19 protein-coding genes are annotated in these 23,212 nt (G+C 40.1%); 1 reads left to right on the forward strand and 18 read right to left on the reverse strand.

All coding sequences use genetic code 11. The features are described from left to right. Positions 1–9 precede the first annotated feature (9 nt). The 7 genes from nadC to CTY48_RS10310 form a co-directional block, all read right to left on the reverse strand. Positions 10–864, reverse strand: coding sequence for a carboxylating nicotinate-nucleotide diphosphorylase (gene nadC, locus CTY48_RS10280; RefSeq protein ID WP_099470128.1), 855 nt, complete (start codon positions 862–864; stop codon positions 10–12). Continuing rightward, positions 836–2,155: an L-aspartate oxidase gene (locus tag CTY48_RS10285; RefSeq protein ID WP_099468406.1), complete on the reverse strand. Its 1,320-nt coding sequence runs from the start codon at positions 2,153–2,155 to the stop codon at positions 836–838. The genes nadC and CTY48_RS10285 overlap by 29 nt, the downstream gene beginning before the upstream one ends. Continuing rightward, positions 2,152–3,060, reverse strand: a complete 909-nt coding sequence (nadA, locus tag CTY48_RS10290; protein WP_099468407.1) for a quinolinate synthase NadA — start codon at positions 3,058–3,060, stop codon at positions 2,152–2,154. Before nadA ends, CTY48_RS10285 begins: the two co-directional genes overlap by 4 nt. A 286-nt stretch (positions 3,061–3,346) precedes the next feature. Then, a complete protein-coding gene (locus tag CTY48_RS10295; RefSeq protein ID WP_099468408.1) occupies positions 3,347–4,285 on the reverse strand; it encodes a TIGR03943 family putative permease subunit in 939 nt (312 codons plus the stop codon). Between the two features lie 57 nt (positions 4,286–4,342). Further along, positions 4,343–5,575, reverse strand: coding sequence for a CobW family GTP-binding protein (locus CTY48_RS10300; protein WP_099468409.1), 1,233 nt, complete (start codon positions 5,573–5,575; stop codon positions 4,343–4,345). Positions 5,576–5,838: 263 nt separating this feature from the next. Then, complete coding sequence (locus CTY48_RS10305; RefSeq protein WP_099468410.1) at positions 5,839–7,104, reverse strand: L-rhamnose isomerase; 1,266 nt, start codon at positions 7,102–7,104, stop codon at positions 5,839–5,841. Between the two features lie 115 nt (positions 7,105–7,219). Then, positions 7,220–8,200 carry an AraC family transcriptional regulator gene (locus CTY48_RS10310; protein WP_099468411.1) on the reverse strand — a complete coding sequence of 327 codons (981 nt, stop codon included), beginning with the start codon at positions 8,198–8,200 and terminating at the stop codon, positions 7,220–7,222. Positions 8,201–8,547: 347 nt separating this feature from the next. On the opposite strand from CTY48_RS10310, the gene CTY48_RS10315 reads away from it, so the two are divergent. Beyond that, positions 8,548–9,675, forward strand: coding sequence for a ribonuclease H-like domain-containing protein (locus CTY48_RS10315; protein WP_099468412.1), 1,128 nt, complete (start codon positions 8,548–8,550; stop codon positions 9,673–9,675). Between the two features lie 74 nt (positions 9,676–9,749). On the opposite strand, the gene CTY48_RS10320 is transcribed toward CTY48_RS10315, so the two are convergent. The 11 genes from CTY48_RS10320 to CTY48_RS10370 all read right to left on the reverse strand — a co-directional run bounded on the left by CTY48_RS10320 (position 9,750) and on the right by CTY48_RS10370 (position 23,076). Further along, the gene (locus CTY48_RS10320; protein WP_099468413.1) at positions 9,750–10,523 is read right to left on the reverse strand and encodes a CheR family methyltransferase; all 774 of its coding nucleotides are present in this window, start codon (positions 10,521–10,523) and stop codon (positions 9,750–9,752) included. An 87-nt stretch (positions 10,524–10,610) separates the two neighbouring features. Then, on the reverse strand, positions 10,611–11,708 hold the full coding sequence (rpsA, locus tag CTY48_RS10325) for a 30S ribosomal protein S1 (RefSeq protein WP_099468414.1): 1,098 nt from the start codon (positions 11,706–11,708) through the stop codon (positions 10,611–10,613). Next, entirely contained in the window at positions 11,689–12,534 is an 846-nt protein-coding gene (gene ispH / locus CTY48_RS10330) for a 4-hydroxy-3-methylbut-2-enyl diphosphate reductase (RefSeq protein WP_099468415.1), read from the reverse strand. The genes rpsA and ispH overlap by 20 nt, the downstream gene beginning before the upstream one ends. Positions 12,535–12,551: 17 nt before the next feature. Beyond that, complete coding sequence (cmk, locus tag CTY48_RS10335; protein ID WP_099468416.1) at positions 12,552–13,208, reverse strand: (d)CMP kinase; 657 nt, start codon at positions 13,206–13,208, stop codon at positions 12,552–12,554. Between the two features lie 31 nt (positions 13,209–13,239). Then, complete coding sequence (locus CTY48_RS10340) at positions 13,240–14,469, reverse strand: BaiN/RdsA family NAD(P)/FAD-dependent oxidoreductase (protein WP_099468417.1); 1,230 nt, start codon at positions 14,467–14,469, stop codon at positions 13,240–13,242. Continuing rightward, positions 14,462–15,385, reverse strand: a complete 924-nt coding sequence (locus CTY48_RS10345) for a MurR/RpiR family transcriptional regulator (protein WP_099468418.1) — start codon at positions 15,383–15,385, stop codon at positions 14,462–14,464. The genes CTY48_RS10340 and CTY48_RS10345 overlap by 8 nt, the downstream gene beginning before the upstream one ends. Before the next feature lie 45 nt (positions 15,386–15,430). After that, entirely contained in the window at positions 15,431–16,138 is a 708-nt protein-coding gene (locus tag CTY48_RS10350; RefSeq protein ID WP_099468419.1) for a hypothetical protein, read from the reverse strand. Between the two features lie 95 nt (positions 16,139–16,233). Beyond that, the gene (locus CTY48_RS10355; protein WP_099468420.1) at positions 16,234–16,602 is read right to left on the reverse strand and encodes a DUF6483 family protein; all 369 of its coding nucleotides are present in this window, start codon (positions 16,600–16,602) and stop codon (positions 16,234–16,236) included. Between the two features lie 309 nt (positions 16,603–16,911). Next, entirely contained in the window at positions 16,912–17,385 is a 474-nt protein-coding gene (tnpA, locus tag CTY48_RS10360) for an IS200/IS605 family transposase (protein WP_099466475.1), read from the reverse strand. A gap of 186 nt (positions 17,386–17,571) precedes the next feature. Then, positions 17,572–21,111, reverse strand: coding sequence for a pyruvate:ferredoxin (flavodoxin) oxidoreductase (nifJ, locus tag CTY48_RS10365; RefSeq protein WP_099468421.1), 3,540 nt, complete (start codon positions 21,109–21,111; stop codon positions 17,572–17,574). A gap of 297 nt (positions 21,112–21,408) precedes the next feature. Next, entirely contained in the window at positions 21,409–23,076 is a 1,668-nt protein-coding gene (locus tag CTY48_RS10370; RefSeq protein WP_099468422.1) for a cell wall hydrolase, read from the reverse strand. Positions 23,077–23,212 lie beyond the last annotated feature (136 nt).

The raw sequence follows: 23,212 nt of genomic DNA on the forward strand, positions 1-23,212 counted from the left end.
CCTCCCATTTTATAGGGAGGTTAAATTTTTAAGTGATAGATCCATAATCGGTGCCGAATGAGTCAGAGCACCGCATGATATAAAATCCACTCCTATTTTTGCAATTTCTCGCAAGCGTTCTTTCGTCACATCACCGGAGCATTCAATTTGCGCTCTGCCGTCAATGAGCCCTACTGCTTCTGCCATCGCCTCATTGCTCATGTTATCCAGCATAATGATATCGGCACCCGCCTCCAATGCTTCCTGGACCATAGCAAGGTTCTCTGCTTCCACCTCAATCTTTCTCACAAAAGGGGCATACTCTCTTGCCATTTCGATTGCCTTTCTCACTCCGCCTGCTGCACCTATATGATTGTCCTTTAGCAAAATGCCGTCAGATAAATTATATCTGTGGTTAAGCCCTCCGCCCACCTTTACTGCATATTTCTCAAAAGGGCGCATATTTGGTGTTGTTTTCCTTGTATCCAGAAGCTTTGTCTCATACCCTTCCAACTCCTTCACATATTCCCTTGTTATTGTGGCAATGCCGCTCATTCTCTGCAAATAATTGAGTGCCGTCCTCTCTCCTGACAAAAGAACTCTGATATCCCCCTGCAATACGCCGATTATCTGTCCTTTTTTTACCGTATCACCATCCTGAAACGAAGTTGCAAAGCTGCTCTTCTCGTCCAGCAGTTGAAATACTCTCTCAAACACGGAAAGCCCGCATATGACACCATCCTGCTTGCAGATAAGTTCTGCTCTTCCCGCAACACTGCTTCTCATCACCGCGTTTGTCGTCACGTCCTCGCTTGTGATGTCCTCCTTTAAGGCATTTAAGATATATTCATCTATATTAACCTTTAAATTTACACCATTTATCATAAAACTTTTCATCCCTTCTCTTTATTTCTCCAAGCAGCAAAGCTTTGTTTTCAAGTGTCCATTTTGCTTCATTTTCATAGCACTGCAAATCAAGTTCTTTGCTGACTCCCAATATACGGTCCGCCCTCTCTTCTTCGATAAAATGCCTTACTGCATTTCTGGAAAAAACAAGACTCTCCAGCAGGGAATTGCTTGCCAGACGATTTGCTCCGTGCACACCATTGCAGGCAGTCTCTCCGACAGCATACAAGCGTTTCATCGATGTTCTTGCGTAAATATCCGTCTTGATACCTCCCATCAAATAGTGCTGTGCCGGCGTAACAGGAATCAAGTCGGTAAAGGCATCATAACCCTCTTCCTTGCAGCGTGCATATATATTTGGAAAATGATTTTTAATTTTCTCTCTGCTTATATTCTCCATACTCAGATAAACATACTCGGTGTGGTATTTTTCCATCTCTTCCTGAATCGCCTCGGTCAAAAGATCTCTTGGCAAAAGTTCGTTGACAAAGCGCTTTTTTTCCTCATTCAGGAGAATTGCCCCCTCACCCCGCACGGACTCTGAGATAAGAAATCTTCTTCCCTTCTTCTTAGAATACAGCACGGTTGGGTGTATCTGGATATAGTTCATGTTTGCCACCGCAACATTATGGCGCAGGGCAAGTGCAATTCCATCTCCTGTTATCTGGGAAAAATTGGTGGAGCTTTTAAAGATTCCTCCTACCCCTCCGGTAGCCAGAAAAACAGCCTTTGCACGGCAAGCAATCCATTCGTTATTTCTTTTTGCAACGATGCCCGCACATTCCCCCTGCTCAGTCAAAATATCCACCATCACAGTATATTCCGCTATTGTGATATTACTTCGGCTTTTTGCCTCTTTTAGAAGCTTTTCTACGATTTCTTTTCCTGTCACATCCTGATGATGAAGGATACGGTACGTGGAATGCCCGCCCTCTCTTGTGTACTCAAAATCACCCTGCGCGGTTTTATCAAACTCAACTCCATATTCTAATAATGTTTCAATCACATCCTTGGAGGAAGAAATCATCTCTTTCACCGATTCCGGATTGTTCTGGTATCTTCCTGCCTTCAACGTATCATTGTAATAATCTTCATAATCCTCCTGCATCAAAAGTGTGGAGATACCTCCCTGCGCAAGATAGGAATCGCTGATATCCGCCTCTTCTTTTGTAATCATCAATATGCTGCAATCCTTCGGAAGCGATAATGCCGCAAACAGCCCTGCCACTCCTGTACCGACTATAATCACTTCATATCTGTTTTCTTTCATTTTGCCATCTCCAACATTCTTTTCAGCGGCATATACGCCCGCCTTCTCAGCCCTTCTTCTATCTCCACCTTCGTTTCCATATCCTGCAGGCTTCGTTTTATTTTTTCCAGCGTGATTTTCTTCATGTTCGGACAAAACTGTCTGTGACCTACCGAGTAGAATAATTTGTCCGGATTTTTCCTCTTCAGCTCATGTAAAATACCAAGCTCCGTACAGATTAGAAATTCCTGTCTCTCACTCTTTGTCGCGTAATCGATAATTCCTGCCGTGCTTCCGATGTAGTCCGCTATCTCAAGTACCTCAAGCTTACATTCCGGATGAACGAGCACCTCCATATCCGGTCTCACTTCCATTGCCTTTAATACATTTTCCTTTGTAATGCTCGTATGTACATGACAAAAGCCTTTGTTGAATATAAAATTCTTCTCTGGCACCTGCGATGCAACATAGCGTCCTAAATTCTCATCCGGTATAAAATAAATATTTTTTTCTGGCAATGCCTTTACAATCTTAACAGCATTGGAGCTGGTTACAATGATGTCTGAGAGCGTTTTTAACTTAGCGGAGGAATTGATGTAACAGACAACCGCAAGATCGTCATATTCCTCTCTTATCTGCAAAATCTTCTCCTCCTCTGCCATTCCCGCCATCGGGCAGTCTGCCAATGTCTCCGGCAATAACACCGTCTTATCCGGGCACAAAATCTTGGCACTCTCCCCCATAAAGGTAACTCCCGCAAAACAAATTGTCTGCTGCGGCAGTTTTGTCGCCATTTCACTTAAATAATAGGAGTCTCCGATATAATCGGCAATATCCTGTATCTCATCCGCTACATAATAATGTGCTAAAATAACGGCATCTCGCTCTTTTTTTAACTGCTCAATTTCTTCTTTTATACTCTTCATAATATCTCCTTGTATTTCCAAATAGCCTGTTTCTGCCTCTTACTCTGTTACTTACTATGACACGATTCTCGATTTTTGTCAATATATATGTATACTCTACTGACAATACAGTTATGATGTTTTCCACTCTTCGAGGTGCGCATAAATGGTTTTTTATAACATAGGAAATTCGGAGAATTTTCCTAATATTATAAAAAAATACCGCTTACTGATTGATGTTCAACCAATAAACGATATTTTCATCACTGCTCAGCCCTTGGCACCACAGCAGTAAGTATCTTACCTTTTAATAAAAATATACCAAATCATCTTCCGGCTTCTCGCAGGAAGCAATCTTCTTTGTATATAAAACCGGTCCTTTTCCCTTGTATTCCTTACGATATTCAATCCTTACCTGGGCAGTCAGCTTTACCCACTGCTTATGGTGCAGCTTCTCTGCATTCTGGCTTTTACATATAAAGCCGATGAAGGAAATATCATCTGCACAACAAGTCATCGCATGTCTGCCGGGCACAAAAGTCTCATCTGACAGCTTGTTTGGCTTAAATACAACAGCCGTAAAGGACACTGTTTTTCCGTTATATTTCTTCGGATTATCCATCGCATCCAAATACCAGATGCCATAATCCTCATCTTCAATCTCAATCACTTCCGCATCCAAATCAAACGGCAGCAACTCTGAGGTGTTTTGAGGATCAATATCCTCTCCCTCAAAATAAACCTGTGCCTTTTTGTTTACCGCCTTTACACTTCTTCTAAACGCTGCCAAATCCATATCCTTCGTGCAACGGTTAAAAATTACCATGTCGGACTCTGTGTAGTGGTTTACTAAAAGAGAACGCATATTACTCATAAATGCTTCGTATGTCTCACCGTTAATCAGCGTAATAATCTGCAAAATTTCCCAATACTTCGGAAATTTCGTTTCCAACAGTGCCTTTGTATCCCACATTCCGTTAAACTCAATAAATACACGCTCTGGATCATATTTCACACCGCAGTCCTTCAAAAATTCCTCTGTCAGTTCCTCCTGACTGTCCAGCACCACGACGGAAGTATTGCTTTTTCTCAAATACTCCTCCTCGAGCTCCTCCATTCCTTCTTCACACAGGATAACCAAAGTCTTTTCTCCGTGTGAAAAATTAGGGTCCTGTATGGTATCCTTTATAAATACGGTCTTCCCGCTTTCCAAAAATCCTGTAAATAAATATACTGGTATTTCCATTGTTTTACTCCATTCCTTACTATTCAGCCTTCGGCTTTCTATTTCTGTTCCTGCAGCTTATATCTGAAATAAATGTTCCAGTTCCTCTTCCTTTATCTCAGTTCCGATTACACAGATACGTCCTGTGATATCTGCTTCGCCTTTTCGAATCTCATATTCACCCGGAACCAAATCAAAATGAAGCCATGTAGAATCCGCTGACGGCAAAATTCCTTTCGCTCTGAGCACCACTCCATATTCTGCGGTCTCCGCCAATTTCTTTAATATCTCTTCAAGCTCTGCCTCTTCATATTTCTTCGGTGTCTCCCTGCCCCAGCTTGTAAAAATATCCTCAGCATGATGATGTCCTTCATGGCTGTGATCATGACCGCAGCTGCATGTTCCATCTTCATGTATGTGATGATGCTCATGGTCGTGGTGGTGATGTCCACACTCTGCGTGGTCATGCTCATGGTGGTGATCGTGGTCGCACTCTGCGTGGTCATGATGATGCTCATGGTCGTGACCGCATTCCGCATGGTCATGATGATGCTCGTGATCGTGACCGCATTCCGCATGGTCATGGTGATGCCCGTGGTCGTGACCGCATTCCGCATGGTCATGGTGATGCTCGTGGTCGTGACCGCATTCCGCATGGTCATGGTGATGCTCATGAGCGTGCTCCTTCACTTCACTCAGCAGCTTCTCCTCCAAGTCATTCTTTTTCTCCATTGCCTCCAATATCGTCTTTCCGCTCAACTGCTCCCAAGGAGTTGTGATAACCGCAGCATGCTCATTGTGCTCTCTGATTTGCTTCACACACGCATCCAGCTTGTCCTCGCTCAATTTATCGGTTCTGCTTAAAATTATAGTCTTTGCATATTCAATCTGATTGTTGTAAAACTCACCGAAATTCTTCATGAACATTTTACTCTTCATCGCATCGACAACGGCTGTCAGACTGTTTAATTCAATGTCTGCGCCTTTGATGTTCTCCACCGCCTTGATAACGTCAGAGAGCTTGCCCACGCCGGACGGCTCAATGATAACGCGGTCAGGTGTATATTTGTCCAAAACCTCCTGAAGTGCTGTTCCGAAATCTCCCACTAAAGAGCAGCAAATACAGCCGGAGTTCATCTCTGTAATTTCTATGCCGGAATCCTTTAAAAATCCGCCGTCAATTCCGATCTCGCCAAATTCGTTTTCGATTAAAACTAATTTCTCTCCTTCGAATGCCTCTCCGATTAATTTCTTTATTAAAGTTGTCTTACCCGCACCCAAAAAGCCGGATATAATATCAATTTTTGTCATTCTTATTCCTTCTTTCTTAAAAAAACAATACTGCTTTTCTATATTTAGAGCTTTATAAGAGCCTTGTGTTAGTCTCATAAAACTTCGTATCTTATTATTATACTCTTTTTCAGGTGCATTTATCAAGCCCGTTAATTATATTTTTATTCTCATTTGCAGGTCGGGCTATCACTTTCCTTAAAACAAATCAAAAGAAGCACGATATATATCGTGCTTCTCCTTTAACATAGAACTGTTCTTTAGAGTTGGCATTCTCTAAATTTTTAAGCTCTTTTTGAAAGAACTTCCTTTTCATATTTCTGTACTTCAGCTAACCATTCAAGTCCTGCACCAGCATTCTGCTGCTGGCAGTAATAATCCCATACCAGTGCAAACGGAGCTGCTTTAAACTCTTCTTTGAATGCTAAGCGCGCACTTACATCACCGCTCTTCTCAATTTCTTTCATCTGGTCAACCGGCTGTAACAGAGCTGCTAACATAGCTTTTCTTGTGTTTCTAAGACCTGTCACCCATGCAACGATACGGTTGATGGAAGCGTCAAAGAAATCAGTTGCAACGTAAGTATCTTTTAACTTGTCCATGCGAACCAGCTCGTCCATAATTGCTCTTGTCTCATCATCAAAGCTTACTACATGATCAGAATCCCAACGTACCGGACGGGAAACGTGAAGCAATACATTGTCAGAGAATGTAAAGATAGAAGCTAATTTTGCTGAAACAACCTCTGTCGGATGATAATGTCCTGTATCCAGAGTCATAATGATATGGTCTTTGTTTGCCTTCATTACATAGCCCATGCAGAACTCATGAGAACCTGCTGTAAAGCTTTCTGCTCCGATACCGAATACTTTGGACTCAATTCCATCAATAACACCTTCCACATTCTTGGTTGCCTCAAAAATCTGGTCGTAGCTGTCTTTTAATCTCTTTCTTGGTCCGATTGTGTCAACCGGAACCTCTTTATCACCGTCTGGTGTCCAATGGTTGATTACACATGGCTTTCCTGTCTTCTTGTAGAAGTATTCACCGATCTGACGGGAACGGATACCATGCTCAATCCAGAATTTACGAACGTCTTCATCTGCAGCAGACAACGTTCCATTATCGCTCTTTGGATGTGAAAAATAAGTAGGGTTAAAGTCAAGACCAATGCCTTTTTCTACTGCCCAGTCTACCCATTTGTCAAAATGCTTTGGCTCAATCGCATTACGGTCTACAAAAGTATCTGCCTCCTGATAATTTGCATGCAGGTTAAGCTTTAACTCTCCCGGAATATATTTCATTGCAACGTCGATATCTGCACGAAGTTCATCACCATTTCTTGCGCTTCCCGGATAATTTCCTGTTACCTGAATACCTCCTGTTAATGCAGCGTCTTCCTTCTTCTCACAGCCTGCAACGTCATCGCCCTGCCAGCAGTGCATGGAAATCGGTGTAGCGTTTGCAACCTCAATTGCCTTGTCCACATCAATACCATATTGTGCATAAAATTCTTTTGCCAGCTCATAGCCCTTTTTTACATCATACATTCTTTTTTTCCACCTTTCTCATTTATAATTAGATTTTTAAGTCCTAGTTTTATTCCAAATCTACTTTTCTTATTCATTATATCCAAAGCAGTTTTTTTTAACAAGGACTTAGTTTTTATATTTTTACGTCCTTATTTTCCATATTGCGGTATTGCTTCGGACTGACCTTATATTTCTCCCTGAAAATCCGGTGAAAATAGCTTGTATTGTCATAGCCTACCCGATAAATAATATCTGTGATCGGAAGCTTTGTTGTGGACAAAAGATGTGCTGCCTGATTCAGCCTCTTATTTTGAAGCAGCTCCTTGAAGGTGCTCCCCGTACTGCCCTTAATCATTTTGCTCAGACTGGAAACAGAGTGGTTCAGCTCCTTGGAAAGCTCTGTAAGACTCGCTGTTTTATAGCTTTCCTCAATATATTTCAGCACCTTGATGGCAATCGTATGGTTCGCCTGATTTTCCTCCCCATGCTCGATACGCTCGGTCTGATTCACAAGCTGCATAAATAAAAGCCCCATTGTCGTCTGATCAATCTGCCTATGGTTGTGCTGCTTGTTAATCAAATCCCATACCAGATTCTCCACGAGATTTTGTATCGGAATAATATCTGCAACCTTGTAATGCAAATAGCTTGCCTGTTCCGTATTCTGGCGGAGTGTGTTGACCAAAAAATTACTGAGCGCATCGTCTTTATTAAGCATCGGCAGAACCTCGTCAAAAAATTCGGGCAATATAATAAAATTAATTCCAATATCGTCCATTCCCGCCGGGAGAATCTCATGGTAGGAAAACTGGTTTAAGAAAAGCAGATTTCCCTTTTCCAGAACCACCTGCGTATTTCCGTTTATAATATGTCTTGTTTTACCTGTACACATGTACATAATCTCAATATAGTTATGCTTATGTGCCGGAAAATCAATAAAACGGGTATGGGTGCGGATATCAATCAGCCTTCCCTTTTCCAGCATCTTATTGCTGTCAATGGTAAATTCCTTCCCCGTTGTGTAAATCTCCTTATTCACCTGTCTGTCGCCGACCAAAATTCTTTGTTCTTCCTCCGTCACCGGCTTTAGGCGTTCCATTAATTCAGCATTCATGCTCTTTTTCCTCTACTATTCCTACTGTTGCTTAGTCTATACGCTTATTATAATGAATCCGGCTAATATTCGCAACCTTCTTCTATTTTTTCAAATTGGGAACAAAGCGGACAAGTCCGCATCAACTCCCTAATCCCTCACTCATGAGGGACTTGGCTGCTTTGCTGCGCCGAATGCAGTCACATAGTGACATCTTCCTCTTGCATTCGTGCGCATATATTTTTATATCATAGGAAATTCGAAGAACTTTCCTATGATATAGCAAAACAGCAAAATTACACTTGCTTTTTTCATTTATTATGGATAAGATAAGCTATAGGAAGCTATACTAAATTAGGAGATAAACTATGTATATACGCACTTTTGACCTGCAAAGCAGTGATGATGATTTAAAAGGCTTTGATTTCATCTTTCACAAATTGCTTTGTAAGGATGAATTAAAACTTTCGGAAATTTTAATTTTTGATATTGAGACGACCGGTTTTTCACCGAAAAACACATTTTGTTATCTAATTGGCTGCATTTATTTTCAGGATAACACCTTCAAGTTTATCCAATGGTTTGCAGATTCCAAAGAGGATGAAAAAGAAATCTTGGAAGCTTTTTTTGCTTTTTTGAAAAACTATAGAGCTGTTTTCCATTACAACGGAAACGGATTTGATATTCCTTATTTGATGCAAAAGGCTGCTTCTTACGGATTAGCGGAGGATTTCCTTTCCAAAGAGAGTATTGATTTATATAAACTCCTCTCTCCCTACAAGAAGTTTTTTAAGCTGGAAAATCTAAAGCAAAAAACGGTGGAAGCCTTTCTGGGAATTGACCGGGAGGACGAATTTGGCGGCGGCGAGTTAATCCGTGTCTATTCTGACTATTTGATTGCACCTACCGAGGAGGCAAAAAAGCTCCTCTTATTACATAATAAAGATGATATATGCGGACTGTTCGGCTTAATCCCGATTCTTGCCTATCATGCTTTATTTAACGGGCTTTTTACAATTACCGGCTTTCATGTAAAACCCTACATGGACATGTATCAGCAGCAGCAATTTGAATTTTACATTGAATTAAAGCTGCAGGTGGAACTGCCAAAGAGAATCTCCTACGGCTGCAATGATTTTTATTTCATCGGAAATAAAGGTATGGGAAAATTAAAGATTAAGGTGCACTCCGGGGAACTGAAATTTTTCTATCACAATTATAAAGACTACTACTATCTGCCAAACGAGGATATTGCAATACACAAAAGCGTAGCGTCCTATGTCGACAAGGAATACCGGACAAAAGCAAAGTCTTCCAACTGCTACATTAAAAAATCGGGACATTTCCTCCCTCAGGAACAGGTCATTATAAGCCCAAGTTTCAAGGAGAACTACAATGATAAAACAACTTATTTTGAGCTGACCGATGAGGTGTTAAATGATTTGACTTTGATGAAAAAATATGTGCTTCATGTTTTTAGTGTTTTATTGAAATAGAAACGCACATTTCATACAAAAAATGATAGGCGGTTACATTTTGTAACCGCCTATCATTTTCTATTACAATCTTGCTATTCTTTTGAATAAAAAAAAGATTTATATCTTCCAAATCCCAATTCCTTATACTGCATAATCTGCTCTGTGCTTCCGATAAACAAAACACCATCTTTTACCAAAGCATCATAAAACTTTTTGTAAATCTCATCCTTCGCTTCCTCTGTAAAATAAATCAATACATTTCTGCACACAATTAAATTACAACCGGACGGATATGAATCCTTTAAAAGATTATGCTGCTTAAATTCAACTCTTTGCTTGATTTCATCCGCTATTTGATAGGACGCTCCAATTTTTGTAAAGTATTTGTTTAAAAACTCCTTTGGCACGCCTGCTACACTCTTCGCATTGTATAAGCCCACCTGCGCCTTATTCAGCACCTGGTTATCAATGTCTGTCGCGACAATTTTAATCTGATTGAGTGGCAAAAATTTGGACAATGCCATAACAAGAGAATACGGTTCATCGCCGGTGGAGCATGCCGCACTCCAAATCTTTAAATTTTTTCCATATGTAGAAATCAATCTTGGAAAAACTTCTTTGTCAAGCAGCTCCCACTGCTCCGGATTTCTGTAAAATTCCGAAACATTGATTGTCAGATAGTTTACAAACTCTTCAAACATCTTTGCGTCTGCTTTTATCGTTCGGATATAATCATCGTAAGTTTTGATATTATTTTTGGTAATTAAAGTGTCGATACGCCTCTTCATCTGACGTTCTTTATATGCATCTAAATCAATTTTTGTAAGCTTAAAGACGTCGTCTTTAAATTTTTCATAACCTTCCATTTAGACAACTCCTTCGTATTTCATAATAACATTTAAGGAAAGCCTGCTTTGCAGGTTTTCCTTAATCATTACAATCTCACTATAAAATTATTCTTCTGTTCCTTCTTCTGCATTGTCAGAAGCTTCTTCTGAATCCTCATCTAAAGCCTTAATGCTTAAGCTGATTTTCTTCTCCTCTGCATTAAAGTCTACAACCTTCGCTGTAATCTCCTGATTTACCTTTAAAACATCGGCTGGCTTTTCAACGTGCTCTTTTGAAATCTGTGATACATGAAGTAACGCATCTACACCTGCTTCCAATTCAACAAATGCACCAAAATCAGTCATTCTTGCTGCTTTACCTTTTACGATTGTTCCAACCGCATATTTTTCAGCTGCATGAAGCCAAGGATTTGTATCTGCGAATTTAAGACTAAGAGCAATTTTATCTCCGCTGATTTCTTTAATAAGAACCTTAACGGTATCTCCAACCTTAAATACTTTCTTTGGATTTTCAACTCTTCCCCATGACATTTCTGAAATGTGAAGTAATCCGTCAGCTCCACCTAAGTCGATAAATGCACCAAAATCTGTTACATTCTTTACTGTTCCTTCTACTACGTCGCCAACTTTAATCTTTTCAAATAATTCTTTCTGTAACTCGCTCTTTTTCGCAACTAATAACTGCTTGCGGTCACCGATAATTCTTCTCTTCTTAGGATTGAACTCGCTGATAACGAATTCGATTTCCTCTCCTGCATATTTTGCAAGATTTTTCTCATAGCTGTCTGATACTAAGCTTGCCGGAATAAATACTCTTGCTTCATCCACAACAATGCTTAATCCGCCGTCTAATACTTTATCAACCTTTGCTTTCAATACTTCATTGTTATTGAATGCTTCCTCTAATCTCTTACTTCCCTTTTCGGCTGCAAGTCTCTTATAAGTTAATAAAACCTGTCCTTCGCCGTCATTTACTTTTAAAACCTTTACTTCCATTGTATCTCCTACAGATACAACAGTTGTCAAATCTACGTTAGGGGTATTTGTGTATTCGTTTCTGGTGATAATTCCATCTGACTTGTAACCTATATTTAAGATGATTTCATCTTCCTTGACATCAATAACAGTGCCTTCAACTACCTCCCCTGTTCGTATTGTTTTCAATGATTGTTCAAGCATTTCTTCAAAACTCATTTCTGACATTTGAATGAACCTCCTCAATAATATTATTTGGGGTTGAAGCCCCTGCTGTAATACCTACGCTACCAAAGAACTGCAAGGACTGCGTATCCAAGTCATCTAGTGTCTGTATATAGTAAGTATTTTCACATTCTTCATTACAAATTTCATATAACTTTTGCGTATTGGAACTGTGCTTGTCTCCTATGACAATCATAGCCTCAACCTGACTTGCAACTCGACTGGCTTCTGCTTGTCTCTCTTCCGTCGCACTGCAAATCGTATTTAAAACAATTATATCATAACCCTTTTTCGAAATAATTTCAACTAAATCTTTAAATTTATTGTAGTTAAATGTCGTTTGGGACACAATACATACTTTTTGTTTCTCTTCTGCCGTATAATTTTCAGCCTGCTCAGCGTTTTCAATTACCGTGACCTTAGAGGAGCACCAACCTTTGATTCCCTCTACTTCCGGATGTTTTGTATTGCCTATGATGACAATCTCATAACCTTCACTGCCGCGTTTGTTTACTATTTTATGAATTTTTTTAACATAAGGACAGGTGGCATCCACATAATCAATGTTATTTTCTTCCAGAATATCATAAATCTTCTTTGCCGTGCCATGGGAACGGATAATGACAGTTCCGTCTTTCACTGCCTTTAACTCTTCTTCTGTATTGATAACCTTGACACCTTTTTTCTCCAAATCCTTGACAACCTCTTCATTGTGAATAATCGGTCCATAGGTATAGATGCTTCCTTTGTCTACATGTTCATATACGGTATCAACAGCTCTTTTTACGCCAAAGCAAAAACCTGCTGTCTTTGCCAATACTACTTCCATCTATTTCCTCCGTCTTTTTATTTTACCAAATTGATAATCGCGTTGATTACTTCCTCAACCGTCATATCTGAGGAATCGATGAGAACAGCGTCATCTGCCTGCCGAAGCGGTGCAAATTCTCTTGTGCTGTCTCTTCTGTCTCTCTCAATGATATCACTCTCTATCTCTTCTATATTACAGGACAATCCCTTCTGCGTCAACTCCTCATATCTACGTTTTGCTCTAACTTTTGAGCTGGCAGTCAAAAATACTTTTACATTCGCCTTTGGCAGCACGTATGTCCCGATATCTCTGCCGTCCATAATGACATTTGTTTTTGCCGCAAGCTCGCGCTGAAGGTCTACAAGCTTTAATCTCACATTCCTGTTCGAAGCACTTGCAGATGCCATATTCCCCACTTCCTCCGAGCGGATAAAAGGTGTCACGTTCTCACCATTTAATATAACCAGTTGTTCCCCCTTTTCATACTCAATTGTGATATCCGCATCCTTACAGGCGAGGCTTATTTTTTCCTCCTCCTCCGGTTTGATATCCTTTTGTATGATAAAAAGTGCCATCGCTCTGTACATGGCTCCCGTATCCACATAAATATAGCCCAGTCTTTTTGCTATTTCCTTTGCTATTGTACTTTTTCCGGCGCCTGCCGGTCCATCAATCGCTATACTAAAACTCATTGTTATCCTCTTTCCTTTGCTTTTTCATGTATTACCAGATATTGCTTCCTGCCGCATAAGCGGTAGACCAGGCAATCTGCAGATTAAATCCGCCTGTCAGGGCATCTAAATCCAATACTTCCCCGATAAAATACAGTCCGCTCACCAGCTTTGATTCCATCGTGGACGGATTGATTTCCTTGACCGTAACACCGCCCTTTGTGATAATAGCCTGATTATAATCGCACAGACCGGTCAGGGTCAATTCCATGTTCTTAATCAAAAGGACAAATGCCATCCTTTCTTCCTTGCTGATTTCATTCACCTTTTTATCAGGATTGATTTTACTCAGCTCTATCATAATAGGGAGCAGTTTTGCCGGAAACAGACTTGCCACCGCATTTTTAAACTGCTTATTTCTATATGTTTCAAATTCCCGCAGGATACGGTTATCAAGCTGCTCTTCCGTCAACGCAGGCTTTAAGTCTATGACAAGCCGAAGGTTATTTTTCTTTATCTTATCCGCCACGAGGCTGCTGGCACTGAGTATAAGAGGTCCGCTCACACCGAAATGGGTAAACAGCATTTCTCCAAAATCACTGTAAAGCTGCTTCTCAGCGTCATAGAGCGTCGCTTTTACATTCTTCAGGGACAAACCTTGCAAATCTTTTACAAATGCCTCTTTCGTCCTAAATGGCACCAAGGAAGGGGTCAGACGTGTCACAGTATGTCCTGCTGCCCTGGCAAACTCATAGCCTGCTCCGGTCGAACCGGTTGTCTGATAGGACAATCCACCCGTCGCCACAATGACATGCTCTCCATGTATGCTCTTTCCGTTTTCCAGCTTTACTCCTTTTGCCTGTCCATCCTCTATAATCAACGATTTCACTTTTGTTTTCAGGTAGATTTCCACTGACAACTTTTGAAGTTCTCTTGTGAGCGCCTGTATGACGTCCGAGGAATGATCAGAAACAGGAAATACCCGGTTTCCTCTCTCAATTTTTGTCTTTACTCCAAGTTCTTCAAAAAAATCGATGACATCATAATTATTATATCCATAAAACGCACTATATAAAAATTTCTGGTTTGAAATTACATTTTCAAATAACGTTTCCATATCGCTGGCATTCGTAATATTACATCTTCCCTTGCCTGTGATAAAAAGCTTTTTGCCAAGCTTCTCATTTCCGTCAAAAATAGTCACTTCATTTCCGTTTTTTGCTGCAAATACGGCAGCAAACATTCCGGCAGCCCCGCCGCCGACAATTAAAACTCTACTCATCCTGTTCTCCCAATCCAAATTCATCCATCAAGTGGTTTCCCATATAATTCATCTCATCATTGTTATAAATCTGATATTCATTCCATATTGTTTCCAGCTCTTCCAAATTATGGATTACTTTATTTTTTTGCTTCATACAGATTCCAACCACCACAGCATTGATAACACTAAGCGGTGCCACCAGCGAATCGACAATGGATACCATATCGCTCTTGGAAACGAGATTACAGGAGGAATACAGGTTAATCGGAGCGTGAATATCATCCGTCAGCGTGATTACCTTCGCATTTCTGTTATTCGCAAATTCAAGTGCCTTTAAGGTTCGCATGGAATACCTCGGAAAACTGATTCCCACAATGACATCCTCTTTTCCGATATGCATCATCTGCTCAAATAATTCCGTTGTACTGTTCGTATTAATCTGCAAAACATCATCCAAAACCATATTCAGGTAAAAACTCAAAAAGCTTGCCAAAGGCGCACAGCTTCGCAAGCCGATGATGTATACTCTTTTTGCCTGTATCAGAGTATCTACCGCCAGCTCAAATGCTTTGGAGTCCATATGTTCCATCGTATGTTTAATTTTTTCCATATCAGCAGTCAGCACATTTTTCACTATCTGAGACTGGCTGTTATGACCGTAGGTGACCTCCATCTTTTCAATTTTACCCAGTCTTGTGCTAACCAGCTCTTCCATTGCTTTTTGAAACTGCGGATAACCCTTATAGCCCAGACTCATTGCAAAACGAACCACAGTAGATTCGCTGACTCCAACTTCCTTGCCAAGCTTCGTTGCCGTCAAAAAAACGGCTTTGTCATAATTCTCCAGAATGTAATTTGCCAGCTTTTTTTGCCCTTTGCTAAATTCATTATAGTTTAACCTGATTTTGCCAATCATATTATTTTCTATTTTCATATTGTTCCTTCTAATGTTGCAGTTTAGCCTGCAAAGTATCTTTTTCTACTTCTCGTCCAACGTCAATATTATATAATCGCCTAAATCATGCGGCACTTCAATACACAGCCAAAGTTTATTGCCTTCATAAAAGGAATATCCATACGGAGCTTCTTCTGCTTCCTCACTATAGTCAAAATTCGCCAGCATTTCCGCCAAAAGCTCCTCATTTTCAAAGGCGCTGTAAATATACTGCATAAACGCCTCCATTTTACCATCTTCCGTCGAAAATCCGGTTCCATTATAAATCTGTGCTGCCAGCTTCGCAACATCTGTACGGTCAGACAGACGAAGGCTTTCTCCTGTTGTCAGCGATATGTTATATGTATAAATAAAGTTGAGTGGCTGCTCTGCTCCGTCATAATAACAGCTTCCTATCAGCTTCAAAGACAGCTCTTCTGCTGTATTCGTAGCCACCTCATAGGACAGACTGTAAACATCATTATCGGTCAGTAATTCCAAGTCCTTGGTGATTTTATCCTCAATAATCCGGTTCCACTTCTCCTCTATCTTTGTATCGGATAAATTCACAAGCTTCGGATACTGAATACTTATCTTATCCTTTTCAATGGATACCTCTTCCACATTCGCCGCATCTTTTCTCACTTCAACGTCTGCTGCTTCCACAGTTTCCTGCAAGGTTTCCCTGCTCTGGCAACCTACCAGCAGCGCTATCATAAATACAACGGGTATCATCTTTATATACTTTTTCATAATTATCTCCTACACAACTAAAAGCACACGTCCATTTTGGTATTCTCAATTTTACTCCAATGCCTATCCAATTTCAAGAGTCAAAAGTCACGTCTTTAAAATGCGCCGGCAATTCCTTCACAGCCAAATCTCTCCAAAACCACCTGTATTCCGTCCTTTATCTCTTCCCTTGAAAAGTCAGCATTTTCCAAGTCATCATCACTTAAATAATTGAGCTGTTCATAAAACAGCAGAGCCGCTTTCAGCTCCTCCATATTATTTTCATCTAAATTTTCATACAGAAAATTTTCTGCATCATTTATCTTATATTCCTTTGTCAATCCCATAAGCTTTTTATATAATTCATTGGCAGCTTCATTTTCCAACACTATCGTATCGTCAACGTTATCAATATGAAACATAAGCTTTAAAACCGTTTTCACCAGCTCATGTATCATCTTCATCACATAGTCTTCTTTAAACATGTTTGCCTCCTAATTTTCAAAATATAAAATTCTTGCTCATTATATCACACAATATTATTTTTTACTATAAATAATAAATATTGTAAGAAAGTGTCTTGCATAGCAAAGTCAAGACCACCGGCTTAGCCGGTGGCTTGCTCTGACCCTGTAAGGGTCTATTCCCTGCTTGCGCCCGGAGGCGCCTGATGGTTTTGCCAACCGCACTTCCTTCTCAGGCAGCCCTAAAGGGCCTTTTTTATTGCCTCCTTACTCCTGCAAGCTCCTTGAGCCTTTCATTATAGCTTTATTCCCTAGCTTCCCTTTCAGGGACTACTTCTTGCTTTTTTGTACTGGCTCACCCGTGAACGGGTCTATATATTCATTCAATGTCATTTGATCCGATTCATGATCTTCTTTCAATTGATTTGCAATATATTCTTGTATCTTCTTTGTATTTTTTCCTACCGTATCTACATAATATCCTCTACACCAAAAATGGCGATTTCCATACTTATATTTTAGATTAGCATGTCTTTCAAATATCATCAGTGAACTTTTTCCTTTTAGATATCCCATTATTTCAGACACACTATATTTGGGTGGTATTCTAACTAACATGTGAATATGATCCACACAACATTCTGCTTCCATTATCTCTATTCCTTTACGCTTACATAATGTACTTAATATTTGAGCAATATCTGCTTTAATTTTTCCATATACTATCTGTCTTCTGTATTTTGGTGCAAATACCAAATGATACTTGCATTCCCATTTAGTATGGGCTAAACTATTCATATCCATTTTGGATACCTCCTATGTCTTTTTTGTGGTTGGCTAAACCCGCAATTATTATAACATAGGAGGTTTTTTGCTTGAAGCTAAAGCAAAACCGTGGGACCACCGGCATAGCCGGAGGTTTATTTTTTCTGTTTATACAAAAATAGCCAAGTCCCTCTTTACTGAGGGACTTGGCCTTTTTATTAAATATTATTCAGCACTATCATAAAGCTTTACAAGTCTTGTCAAATGTTCAAACTTATTTGCTGCCTGTTTTTCAGCCTGATCGAACAATACCTGTGCTCTCTCCGGATTCTGCTTCATCAAAGAGCTGTAACGAACTTCGTTTGCCAAGAATTCCTGGTAGCTTGTCGTTGGAGCCTTGCTGTCAAGCATGAACGGATTCTTTCCTTCTGCCTTTAATCTTGGGTCAAAACGGAATAAGTTCCAATAGCCTGAAGTTACTGCCTTCTTCTCCTCAGTCTGTGCTGCTGTCATACCACCCTTGATACCGTGGTTGATACATGGAGCATAAGCGATGATAATGGATGGTCCATTGTAGCTTTCAGCCTCGTTCATTGCTTTGATACACTGGTTCATATCAGCGCCCTGTGAAATCTGTGCTACATATACATAGCCGTAGCTCATAGCAATCTGTGCAAGATCTTTCTTTCCAACAGCCTTTCCGCCTGCCGCAAACTGTGCGACTGCTCCAAGAGGAGTTGCTTTAGAAGACTGTCCGCCTGTATTGGAATATACCTCTGTATCAAATACCAAGATATTTACATCCTGTCCGCTTGCAATAACATGGTCTAAGCCGCCGAAGCCGATATCATAAGCCCAGCCGTCACCACCGAAGATCCACTGGGATTTCTTGGAGACGAAGTCTTTCTTGGATAAGATTTCCTTCGCTGCTTCGCTTCCTTCTTTTTCAAGTGCACTGATTAACTCAGCCGTTGCTACTGCATTTTCTGCACCTAACTCAAAGGTATCTACATATTTTTTAGCAGCTTCCGCTAACACAGCATCCTTGGTATCTGCTCCTAATGCTTCAATCTTGCTTCTCAAGCTCTTTCTCAATGCTATCTGAGCCAGCTTCATACCGTAACCAAACTCAGCGTTATCCTCAAATAATGAGTTTGACCAAGCCGGTCCACAGCCATCCTTATTTACTGTGTAAGGTGTTGACGGTGAAGAGTTACCCCAGATAGAAGAACAGCCTGTTGCATTTGAAATGTACATTCTGTCTCCGAATAACTGAGTTACCAGCTTCGCATAAGGTGTCTCACCACAGCCTGCACAAGCTCCTGAGAACTCAAGCAACGGCTGCTTGAACTGGCTTCCCTTTACAGTAGTAGGTTTGAATTTATCAATAACCTCCTGCTTCGTGCCAACTTCCAATGCATATTTTGCCATTTCCTGCTCATGAACCTGAGTTTCAAGCGGGTTCATAACAAGTGCCTTTTCACCCTTCTTGCCCGGACATACATTTGCACAAGAACCACAGCCTGTACAATCCAATGCGGATACGGTGATTGCAAATTTAAATGTATCCATTCCTGTCATCGGTAACATCTTCATATCCTTAGGAGCATTTGCTGCTTCTTCCTCTGTCATTGCTACCGGTCTGATAACAGCGTGAGGGCAAACATAGGAACAGAAGTTACACTGAATACAGTTTTCTGGCTTCCATGTAGGAACGTCAATTGCGATACCGCGTTTTTCGTATGCGGATGTTCCGGATGGTGTTGAACCGTCAACATAATCTACAAAAGCTGAAACAGGGAGAGAATTTCCGTCAACCTTATTTACTTTTGCCTGAATTGTCTTAACAAAATCAACTACTTCTTTTCTTCCTTCAACCTTTACATCATCAGAATCGTTATCCTTTGCATCAGCCCATGATGCCGGGATTTCAATCTTTACAACTTCCTCTGCACCGCGCTCGATTGCCTGATAGTTCATGTTAACAATCGCATCACCTTTTTTGCCGTAGGAATATTTTGCTGCTGCTTTCATATATCCAATCGCATCCTCAACCGGAATAATCTGAGCCAGTTTAAAGAATGCAGACTGAAGAATTGTATTGATACGTCCGCCAAGTCCGATTTCCTTACCTAACTTAATACCATCGATTGTGTAGAAATTAATATTATGCTGTGCAAGATATCTTTTTGCATGAGCAGGAATTTCCGTCTCAAGCTCTTCTGGAGTCCAGCTACAGTTCAAAAGGAATGTTCCACCGTCTTTCAAATCCTCTACCATGTTAAATTTATGAATATAAGAAGGATTATGACATGCTACAAAGTTAGCCTTATTTACTAAATAAGTAGAACGAATCGGCTCTGTTCCAAATCTTAAATGAGATACCGTAACACCGCCTGATTTCTTTGAATCATAGTCAAAATATGCCTGTGCATACTGATCTGTGTTATCACCGATAATCTTAATGGAGTTCTTATTTGCACCTACTGTACCGTCAGCGCCTAAGCCCCAGAACTTACAGCTCTTAATTTTATCGCTTGAGGAATCAAAGCTGTTATCCACTGTCAGGGACAGATTTGTCACATCATCCACGATACCGATTGTGAAGCTTTCTTTTTCATTGTTATCATAAACAGCTTTAATTTGAGCAGGAGTTGTGTCCTTTGAGCCCAAGCCGTATCTTCCCTTAAATACAGGAATATCTTTGAATTTTGTATTTCTTAACGCTGCCACAACATCTAAGTATAATGGCTCACCGATTGCACCCGGCTCTTTTGTTCTGTCTAATACGCTGATTTTCTTAACAGTATCAGGAATTGTAGCCAAGAAGTGCTCTGTGCTGAACGGTCTGTAAAGTCTTACTTTGATAACGCCGACTTTTTGTCCTGCTGCAACCAAAGTGTCAATTGTCTCTTCGATTGTCTCACAAACAGATCCCATCGCAATGATAACATGCTCTGCATCTTTCGGTCCGTAATAATTGAACAAACCATAGTCTGTACCAATTTTTGCATTTACTTTTGCCATATATTCTTCAACAACTGCAGGCAGTTTGTTGTAATATTCGTTAGCAGCTTCCTTTGCCTGGAAGAAAACATCAGGGTTCTGAGCAGAACCTCTATGGCAAGGATGATTCGGATTAAGTGCATGAGCTCTGAATGCATCGATTGCATCATAATCAACCATTTCAGCTAAATCCTTATAATCCCAGACTTCAATTTTTTGTAATTCATGGGAAGTTCTAAATCCATCGAAGAAATTTAAGAATGGCACTTTTCCCTTTAAAGCCGCACAATAAGCAACCGGACTTAAATCCATCGTTTCCTGAACACTTGAAGAAGCAAGCATTGCGAAACCGGTTTGTCTACATGCATATACGTCGGAATGGTCTCCGAAGATAGATAACGCATGAGTTGCAAGCGCTCTTGCAGATACGTTAATTACACATGGAAGTAATTCACCTGCAATCTTGTACATATTTGGAACCATTAATAATAATCCCTGTGAAGCAGTAAAGGTAGTCGTTAAAGCTCCTGCTGCCAATGAGCCGTGGATGGCTCCTGCTGCACCTGCTTCAGATTGCATTTCCTGTACCAGAACCTGCTCGCCGAAAATATTTTTCAGACCATCATTTGACCAACGATCGACTAATTCTGCCATCGTTGATGATGGAGTGATTGGATATATCGCTGCAACGTCAGAATATGCATATGACACATGAGCCGCGGCTGTATTTCCGTCCATTGTTTTCATTTTTCTGTTCATCATGAATCCTCCTTGTATTGGTCACTTCATATATAATTTTATACCCAAACCCAATTATTGTAAAGTAATTTTACTATAGTATTTACTAATAGCTACGATTTCAGACAGAATTTCAGATAAAATATTGTTTTTTTGTCAAAATTGTATTTATTTAAGTACAATTTGAACAATAAACTTATCAAAGCAATTTTCTGTGGTATAAACAAGAGACTGCCGGGGGAAGCTCGCTTACCCCGGCAGTCTCTTGTCTTGGAATATGTGCGAAACACCTTTTGAAGCCCGCAACACCCCTACATTCTATTTTGATATTACCTTTGTATAATTGAAAAATACATGTCCCTGAATACTCTCGTATTCATTTTCGTTGTATACGCTGAAGAAGTTCGTCGTATTCGCGTAAGATTTTGCCCAGAAATTTTTCCATTTAAAATCAGAACGCTTAAAACTTGATACGCTGTTTTGCTTCTTGCTCACATCATTTAAAATAATCTTTGCTGCATTTTTGCACTCTGTTGACACTAAATTAGGATTATTTAAATATTTCGTCAAAACACCCGTTCTTGCAGGTTCAAACTGATTATATTGATAAATCACTTCTTTGTATCCCAGATTACTTGTCAATCGATTTGCAATAACATAGCCTACCGCAAGCTGTCCCTTGTAAACCTTAACATTGGAACCATTGATGCTGCCAACGAGAGGATAGTCTTTTTCTCCTCCTGCCTCACAGTAAATGATTGCTGCCAAGAGCTGTTCCTCACTTACCTTCGGATCCGTTTTATATTGCGCATGCATTTTTACGCCGTTTACGTATAGATCACTTGCACAAACACCATTTTTATCAAAGGTATAAGATATGCCGCCAATTGTTTTTGTTGTGTTTTTAACCATTTTACCGTTTGAACCAAAATAATATTTCAAACCGTTGATGGTCTGCCAACCGGTCTTCATCACGCCGGTTGAATCAAAATAATATGTACTTTTACTGATGGTCTGGAAACCGGTCTTCATGACACCTTTACTATTAAAATAGTAAGTCTTTCCGCTTATCTTTTGGAAACCGGTCTGCATCGCGCCTTTTTTATTAAAATAATAGGTTTTTTTGCCTATTTTTTGGAAGCCGGTCTGCATCACGCCTGTGCTGTCAAAATAATAAGATTTTCCGCTTATCTTTTGGATGCCAGTCTGCATCACACCTTTTTTGCTGAAATAATAGGTTTTGCCGCTTACCTTCTTTAAGCCGGTCTGCATTACTCCCTTACTGCTAAAGTAATACGTCTTCTTACCTATTTTTTTCAAGCCCGTCTGCATCACTCCTGTGCTGTCAAAATAATATTTTTTGCTGTTAATCGTCTGCCAGCCGGTCTTCATTCGACCCTTGCTGTCAAAATAATGATATTTTCCGCTTACTTTTTTTAAGCCGGTCTGCATTACTCCCTTGCTGCTAAAGTAATATGTCTTCTTGCCTATTTTTTTCAAGCCGGTCTGCATCACTCCGGTACTGTCAAAATAATACTTTTTATCTTTAATTGTCTGCCAGCCGGTCTTCATAACACCCTTGCCGTCAAAATAATAATATTTTCCGCTTACCTTTTTTAAGCCGGTCTGCATAGCACCTTTGCCGTTAAAATAATACGTCTTTTTTCCTATTTTAACCAGCCCGGTCTGCATCACTCCGCTATTGTCGAAATAGTAGGTTTTGTCATCAATGGTCTGCCAGCCAATCTGCATGATACCCTTGCTGTTAAAATAATACGTCTTTTGTTCAACCACCTGCCAGCCTTTTTGCTTCACACCATTTATATAATAGTATGTTTTCCCGTTTTTCGTCGTAAATACCGTGGTTGGTGCTGTTTGCTCTGTCGTCTGTCCATCTGTCGTCTCACCCGTAGCTTGTACAGGCAGCGCGGTAAAAATCACCAGTGAACAAAGCAAAAGCAGAAGCGTCTTCAGTACTTTTTTCATCCTCAGCTCTCCTCTTTGTTTATTATTTTTCTTAAAAATGCCCTATGTTATAACTATAACATATCTGACCGAAAATTCAACCTTACGATTTCATTTGTCAGCCTTTTTTGTTCTAAAATAAATATTACAGTCTTTT

The sequence above is a fragment of the Konateibacter massiliensis genome (assembly GCF_900184995.1).
Classification (GTDB): domain Bacteria; phylum Bacillota; class Clostridia; order Lachnospirales; family Lachnospiraceae; genus Lachnotalea; species Lachnotalea massiliensis.

Excerpts from the sequence above, each read along its gene's own strand:
- nadC (WP_099470128.1), bottom strand. The coding sequence starts at position 864 with ATGATAAATGGTGTAAATTTAAAGGTTAATATAGATGAATATATCTTA.
- CTY48_RS10285 (WP_099468406.1), bottom strand. The coding sequence starts at position 2,155 with ATGAAAGAAAACAGATATGAAGTGATTATAGTCGGTACAGGAGTGGCA.
- nadA (WP_099468407.1), bottom strand. The coding sequence starts at position 3,060 with ATGAAGAGTATAAAAGAAGAAATTGAGCAGTTAAAAAAAGAGCGAGAT.
- CTY48_RS10295 (WP_099468408.1), bottom strand. The coding sequence starts at position 4,285 with ATGGAAATACCAGTATATTTATTTACAGGATTTTTGGAAAGCGGGAAG.
- CTY48_RS10300 (WP_099468409.1), bottom strand. The coding sequence starts at position 5,575 with ATGACAAAAATTGATATTATATCCGGCTTTTTGGGTGCGGGTAAGACA.
- CTY48_RS10305 (WP_099468410.1), bottom strand. The coding sequence starts at position 7,104 with ATGTATGATGTAAAAAAGGGCTATGAGCTGGCAAAAGAATTTTATGCA.
- CTY48_RS10310 (WP_099468411.1), bottom strand. The coding sequence starts at position 8,200 with ATGAATGCTGAATTAATGGAACGCCTAAAGCCGGTGACGGAGGAAGAA.
- CTY48_RS10315 (WP_099468412.1), top strand. The coding sequence starts at position 8,548 with ATGTATATACGCACTTTTGACCTGCAAAGCAGTGATGATGATTTAAAA.
- CTY48_RS10320 (WP_099468413.1), bottom strand. The coding sequence starts at position 10,523 with ATGGAAGGTTATGAAAAATTTAAAGACGACGTCTTTAAGCTTACAAAA.
- rpsA (WP_099468414.1), bottom strand. The coding sequence starts at position 11,708 with ATGTCAGAAATGAGTTTTGAAGAAATGCTTGAACAATCATTGAAAACA.
- ispH (WP_099468415.1), bottom strand. The coding sequence starts at position 12,534 with ATGGAAGTAGTATTGGCAAAGACAGCAGGTTTTTGCTTTGGCGTAAAA.
- cmk (WP_099468416.1), bottom strand. The coding sequence starts at position 13,208 with ATGAGTTTTAGTATAGCGATTGATGGACCGGCAGGCGCCGGAAAAAGT.
- CTY48_RS10340 (WP_099468417.1), bottom strand. The coding sequence starts at position 14,469 with ATGAGTAGAGTTTTAATTGTCGGCGGCGGGGCTGCCGGAATGTTTGCT.
- CTY48_RS10345 (WP_099468418.1), bottom strand. The coding sequence starts at position 15,385 with ATGAAAATAGAAAATAATATGATTGGCAAAATCAGGTTAAACTATAAT.
- CTY48_RS10350 (WP_099468419.1), bottom strand. The coding sequence starts at position 16,138 with ATGAAAAAGTATATAAAGATGATACCCGTTGTATTTATGATAGCGCTG.
- CTY48_RS10355 (WP_099468420.1), bottom strand. The coding sequence starts at position 16,602 with ATGTTTAAAGAAGACTATGTGATGAAGATGATACATGAGCTGGTGAAA.
- tnpA (WP_099466475.1), bottom strand. The coding sequence starts at position 17,385 with ATGGATATGAATAGTTTAGCCCATACTAAATGGGAATGCAAGTATCAT.
- nifJ (WP_099468421.1), bottom strand. The coding sequence starts at position 21,111 with ATGAACAGAAAAATGAAAACAATGGACGGAAATACAGCCGCGGCTCAT.
- CTY48_RS10370 (WP_099468422.1), bottom strand. The coding sequence starts at position 23,076 with ATGAAAAAAGTACTGAAGACGCTTCTGCTTTTGCTTTGTTCACTGGTG.